The sequence below is a fragment of the Butyrivibrio sp. genome (assembly GCF_017940685.1).
Classification (GTDB): Bacteria; Bacillota; Clostridia; order Lachnospirales; family Lachnospiraceae; genus Butyrivibrio.
Map to the genome: position 1 here is coordinate 1 of NZ_JAGAYD010000084.1, position 6,171 is coordinate 6,171.

Here is a 6,171-nt window from a genome sequence, read left to right on the forward strand (position 1 = left end):
CTGTGAAGTATCAGTTGCAATACGCTGTGGTGTATCTGGCATGAATACGTTAGGGATACGAACGTTTACAACTGTATCGATAAACTCCTGGGGCTTTATTACGCCAGGATCTGTAACAACCTTAAGTCCTTCGTCGTAGCCGATCTTCTTAACAAGATTTACAAGGTTCTCATCCTTCATCTCATCTGAGATTTTGGTGTAACCTAAAATGCAGCCATATACTGCAAGAGCTGTATGAAGAGGATTAAGACATGTGCAAACCTTCATGCGCTCAACCTTGTCAACAGTCTCCTTATCTGTGAAGATAACTCCGACCTTCTCAAGAGCAGGTCTTCCGTTAGGGAACTTGTCCTCAATTACAAGATACTCGCTCTCCTCTGCGTTTACGAAAGGAGCAACCCAGGTCTTTTTGGAAGTAACCACAGGCTCAAGCTCCTCAACGCCGTCGTTTTTAAGGATCTCATTAACGGAATCGTCTGGTCTTGGTGTGATTTTGTCGATCATTGACCATGGGAAGCTTACCTTACTCTCGTCTTCGATATAAGACAGGAACCCAGACTCTACCAGGCCGCCAACTGTCCATTCTTTTGCAAAAGAGTGAACGGCGTCATAGAGCTTGTCTCCGTTGTGGGAGCAGTTGTCTGTGCTGACCATGGCGATCTTCTTTTCGCCTGCCTTATATCTTGCGTACAGTAATGCCGCAACTTTTCCAATGTAGCTCTTTGGAGCCTCTGAGCCATTCTCAAAGTCTTCCTTAACTGCTGGAAGGATCTCCCCTGATGCATTTACAAGGCTGTAGCCCTTCTCTGTGATAGTAAATGTTGCAAGCTGCAGACTATCTGCAGAAAAGATCTCTTTTAACCTGTTAAACTCAGATTCATTTTCTGAATCAAGAATGCAGGACTCAGCAATACTTGAAATTACGGACTTCTCGACTGATCCGTCTGCCTTTAAGGTAACAAGGATTGACAGGTTGTCATGGGGACGATACATCTTTTCGATGATCTCGTAGTCAAAGCCCTCAACAACTGTAAGGCCCTTGGAATCGAAGCCCTGCTCGATCATCTTCTGGGACAGGTTAGCCTGGAATGCCCTGAAGATGTTACCTGCGCCGAAGTGAACCCACTCTGGTGCTGCAACAGTTTCTTTTATCATCTTGTCTCTGTCAAAAGAAGGAATATAAAATCCTTTCTCTTTCCAGGTATTGTCATTTTTAATACTCTCATCGCATAACTTCATGATTGTTTCTCCTTTTTAAAACGAAAGTCCTGTACTCGTTAAGTGCTCACAGGCCTCTTTGATGTGATTTTTCGATAGCTTCCCAAAGTCCGTTGATGTAGGTTGCGCCAAGGGCCCTGTCGTAGAGGCCGTAACCTGGCATTGCAACTTCGCCCCAGATCATACGTCCGTGGTCTGGACGGATAGGTCCTTCAAAACCTGTCTCGTAGAGAGCCTTCACGATCTCGTACATGTCGAAGGTTCCGTCTGAAGAAAGGTGAGCTGCCTCCTCAAAGTTTGTAGGAGAAATGAACTTAAGGTTTCTTACATGCGCGAAGTGGATCCTGCCCTCAAGTGCTCTGATCATGTGAGGAAGGTCGTTTTCAAGACTTGTTCCGTAAGAACCTGAGCAGAAGGTTACGCCATTGTGCACGTCATCAACTGCCTTCATGAGCTTTAAGATGTTCTTTTCGTTGTTGATGATCCTTGGAAGTCCAAATACTGACCAGGCTGGATCATCAGGGTGGATAGCCATCTTGATGTCGTACTTGTTGCAGACTGGCATGATCGCCTTAAGGAAGTAAACGATGTTCTCAAAAAGCTTATCTTCGTCAACATCCTTGTAGATCTGGAAAAGCTCTTTTACCTTAGCCATTCTCTCTGGCTCCCAGCCTGGCATTACAGTGCCGTTCATCTCGCCGGAGATTGACTCGAACATCTTCTCAGGGTCGATGGCGTCGATAGCCTCCTGGGTGTATGCAAGAACGGTTGAGCCGTCCTCTCTTTTCCTTGCAAGCTCAGACCTGGTCCAGTCGAAAACTGGCATGAAGTTGTAGCAGACCATGTGGATGTCTTCCTTACCAAGGTTCTCCAAAGTCTTGATGTAGTTGTCGATATGCTCATCTCTGTCAGCAGTTGCTGCCTTGATGGCATCAGATACGTTAACAGACTCGATACCTGCAATATGCATGTTCTCTGCAGCCACGTCAGCCTTTAAGGCCTTGATCTCGTCCTGTGTCCAGAGCTCTCCAGCCTGTTTATTGTAAAGTGTTGTAATAACTCCTGTAACGCCTGGAATCTGCTTGATCTGCCAAAGCTTAACAGTATCAAACTCTTTTCCGTACCAGCGAAGTGTCATCTCCATAAGTAAATACCTCCGTAATAGATGCTTGTTTTATCGTTATATACACTTTACGTTCTGGGAAAAGAGATTTGAATAGAATTAATTGTTGCAGACATTGCAAAAATTGTTGTAGAATTCTGGCTAGGAAAGTGGTCCATGGGGACGGGGTTTAGGGACCATTTTTGAAAAATGGTCCCTAAACCCCGTCCCCATGGACCACTCCCCGGAAAGGACATCATGAAAAACAAACTCCGCTCATCCTTCAATTCAAGACAGTACATGGTCTCCTCAGACTTTGAGGTGTTCTACTACTCCGACAAGGACTTTAAGACCTTAAGCCCCCACGCCCACGACTACTACGAGTGTTACCTGTTTATCGAGGGCGATATCACCATGGAGATATTTGCAGGTGGCACTGTACACAAGCAAAAGATGTCTCCAGGAGATCTGATGCTGGTGCCTCCAGGGATCATGCACCACGCAGTCATGGACGATCCCAGCAGGAACTATAGAAGGTTTGTGTTTTGGATCAGCAGGGACTGCTGCGAGAGCCTTACCCAGGAATCTATAGATTACATGTACCTTATCCAGAAGGCAGAGGCCTTTCACAAGTACATCTATCACCTGCCACCAGCCCAATTTCACCAGGTCGAATCAAGATTTTTGCGGCTTCTTGAGGAAATTTCCAGTGAAAGATACGGCTCAGACGCTGCAAGACACCTGTGCCTCTGCGACCTGATCCTTACCATCAACAGAGTCATCTATGATGAGGAGCACAAGGAAAGCGGACAGGATGAGCTGTCTCTTTTCCAGAACATCCTCTCTTACGTGGAAAATAACCTTGAAGATGTTTTGTCCCTTGAAGATATTGCAGGGAAATTTTATGTCAGCAAGTACTATGTAGCCCATCTGTTCAAGGATACTCTGGGAATTTCCCTTCACCAATACATAATAAAAAAGCGCCTCGACGAGTGTCGAAACGCTATAACCAGCGGAGAGTCCATCACATCTTCCTATGAGAGGTTCGGATTCAGGGACTACTCCAGCTTTTTCAAAGCTTTCAGGAAGGAATATGGTATGTCCCCAAAGGAATACCAGAGTCTTTACGGTCGCGGCCCTTCTCAATGATGCTCTTCCATGCCGGTGAAAAGATATAGTACCCGATCATGCAGATCATTCCAAAGAGGAAGGAAACAGGGAAACAGAACATAATGTATGTTCCATCGTAGAACCTGTCTATGATGTAGGCTGTTGGGATCCTTACTGCCCACAGCATCATCAGATTGATGACTGTTGTAAATTTGACCATGCCAACGCCGTTCACCACGTTGGAGATACTGTTAAATACAGCGTAGCACCACTGGGATATCAGCACTGCCACCACATATCTGCTGGCATACAGCAGTACCTTTTCGTCCTGGGAAAAGAACCTTAGGATGGGCATTCTGAAACTGATAAATATCATGCCGAGTGCCAGTGTCGCAATTCCGTTGATAACAGGGATCAAAATATAGCCTCTCCTTAGCCTGTCGAAATTACGTGCTCCATAGTTCTGACCTGAAAATGTGGAGGCCGCAGCGGAAACAGCTGTTATCGCAACATTTGTTATCCCTGTGATCCTGCCTGCCACTGAAGCTCCGGCCATAAACTGATAGCCCTGGGCATTGACCAGCGTCTGCATGGCCATGTGTCCAAAGGAAAACAGAGAGTTATTTAGTCCTATAGGAAGTCCCAAAGCAAGGATGCTCTTCATGTCATCCATATCAAGCGTTTTGGGTAAAATCGTAAACTTAAGCTCTGGAAATTTCTTTTTGATGTAAAAGATACTGACAATCCAGGACAGGAACATGGATGAGCTGGTAGCAATTGCTGCTCCTGCCACATCCATGCGAAGTCCCGCAACAAACAAAAGGTCCAGAATGATATTGGTGGCGCAAGAGACCACTAAAAACCAAAGGGAAGCGACGCTGTCGCCAAGTCCCCTCAGAATTCCGGCGTTCATATTGTAACCGATGTTTCCAAGGGCTCCTAAAAATACGAGCCTTGTATAGATAAGGGCGCTGTCCCAGACATCTGCAGGAACACCCATGAATTTCAATATGTAGGGAGCAGCAAAAAAGCCAATGATGGCAATTGGGATTCCACTTAAGTACACAAAGCTGGTTGCAGCTGCAGAGAGCTCTGAGACTTTCTTTTCATCTCCGGCTCCTATGCTCTGTGACACCAGGATCGACACTCCTGCGCCAATTCCAAGGAACACGCAAAGGAGTACCTCCACCGGCTGAGCACTGGTTCCAACAGCCGCCAGAGACCTGTCTCCACAGTAATAGCTCACCACAAGTGTATCCACTGTAGTGTACATTTGTTGAAGAATATTTCCAATAACAATAGGTATGGCAAACAGCAGCACATTTTGTATGATACTGCCCTTTGTCATATCTATCTTTTTTCTTTGATCTTTAGTCTGTGCCATTTAATAAATCCTTCATACCCCACCACTATTTTCTTACCAAATTTAATAATTATCTCATGTTAATATCGACATTTTCGCTTCAAAATTATGATATGATGTCATTATGACAACAAATTGATATTGTATGCTTTTTATAAGCTATTCATAAAGGAGATATCATGGCGCTTCCGCTTCCCCAGGGGAAAAACTTCATAATTACCCACAGAAAGCTCTCCGGGAACTTTGAAATGCCTTCAATGGAGGTGGCTTCCGATCACTACGCCCTTGGTTTTATCATCCACGGAGATCGCAAGGTCATCACGCCAACCATGAGTTACGTCCTCCACGCAGGATATGTAAATGCCATTGCGCCATTTCTCTATCACAGGACAATTCCGGCTTCCACTGACTATTACGAGAGTTACCTCATCAAGTTCTCCCCAGAATTCGTTTCAGACTTTAACACCGCTTTTGGGTCCAAGATCCTTGATAGTATCTTCAAACACCCACCCAAGCACTTTTCAGAGGAAGATGAGAAAAAGATATTTGGCCTTGCTGAAATTTTACTGGAAATGTACGATGCCCAGGAAGCTACCGGCCTTCCGGCCGATGCTGCCACTCTTTTCAAGCTCAAGAACCTCCTGTACACGATCCTTAGCTTTATCGCAGACAGGGGAATTGACGACACTGAGAAGTCCATAGTTCACACTTCCCCGCTTTCAGAGCCCATCATGGAAGCTGTCTACTACATGGAAAAGAACTACAAAAAGCCCATAAAGATTGAAGAAGTCGCAGCAGTCTCAGGCTACTCAGTATCATATTTCTCCAGAATATTTAACGCCCAGCTGGGTCACCCATTTTCTGAGTACCTTTGCATCACCAGACTTAAGCATGTTCAGAACCTGCTGCTCACCACAGACATGTCAGTCACCGACATCTCCTTAGAATGCGGCTTTTCCTACCCAGGCAACATGACAGCATGCTTCAAGAAAGAATTTGCTATGACGCCGCTCCAGTTTCGGAAACGGCAACGAACCAAGAAATAAGCCTCGGCGCCGGTTTTCCTGACACGGGGACGGTTCTAATGTCACCTTCGGCCCTGGGCCCTGCCACTTTGGGAGCCTGCTCTCCACCGGTGCCACAGACCTTCCGCCCCACCAGCTACGCCTGGCCCCGCTTAAGCCCGTGACGCCGCCCGCACATATATTCATCTTTTTCCCGGTTTCCATCGCCGATATTCATGGCCTTCGGAAGGGGCCCCTTAAGTTCTACGGTCCGGATGCTCCCTGCCCTGGTTTTGCTGATTGTTTTTGGTTTTGAGACATTAGCCGCAAACGCCATTTTCAAACGCTCCATGCAGTTTTTTTATCGCATGCGA

At 46.1% G+C, this 6,171-nt stretch carries 5 protein-coding genes; 2 read left to right on the plus strand and 3 right to left on the minus strand.

The window, feature by feature from the left end; translation table 11 throughout:
* Both J6I68_RS05565 and uxuA read right to left on the minus strand, forming a co-directional pair.
* On the minus strand, positions 1-1,239 hold a 1,239-nt coding region (locus tag J6I68_RS05565), incomplete at its 3' end, for a mannitol dehydrogenase family protein (protein ID WP_292218276.1).
* 46 nt (positions 1,240-1,285) lie between these two features.
* Entirely contained in the window at positions 1,286-2,362 is a 1,077-nt protein-coding gene (gene uxuA / locus J6I68_RS05570; protein ID WP_292218278.1) for a mannonate dehydratase, read from the minus strand.
* 216 nt (positions 2,363-2,578) lie between these two features.
* Between uxuA and J6I68_RS05575 the strand changes: the two genes are divergently transcribed.
* On the plus strand, positions 2,579-3,469 hold the full coding sequence (locus J6I68_RS05575) for an AraC family transcriptional regulator (RefSeq protein WP_292218283.1): 891 nt from the start codon (positions 2,579-2,581) through the stop codon (positions 3,467-3,469).
* Here J6I68_RS05575 and J6I68_RS05580 read toward each other — a convergent pair.
* On the minus strand, positions 3,402-4,814 hold the full coding sequence (locus J6I68_RS05580; protein ID WP_292218285.1) for an MATE family efflux transporter: 1,413 nt from the start codon (positions 4,812-4,814) through the stop codon (positions 3,402-3,404). The genes J6I68_RS05575 and J6I68_RS05580 overlap by 68 nt on opposite strands.
* A 158-nt stretch (positions 4,815-4,972) precedes the next feature.
* Between J6I68_RS05580 and J6I68_RS05585 the strand changes: the two genes are divergently transcribed.
* Entirely contained in the window at positions 4,973-5,839 is an 867-nt protein-coding gene (locus J6I68_RS05585; protein WP_292218289.1) for a helix-turn-helix domain-containing protein, read from the plus strand.
* Positions 5,840-6,171: the final 332 nt, after the last annotated feature.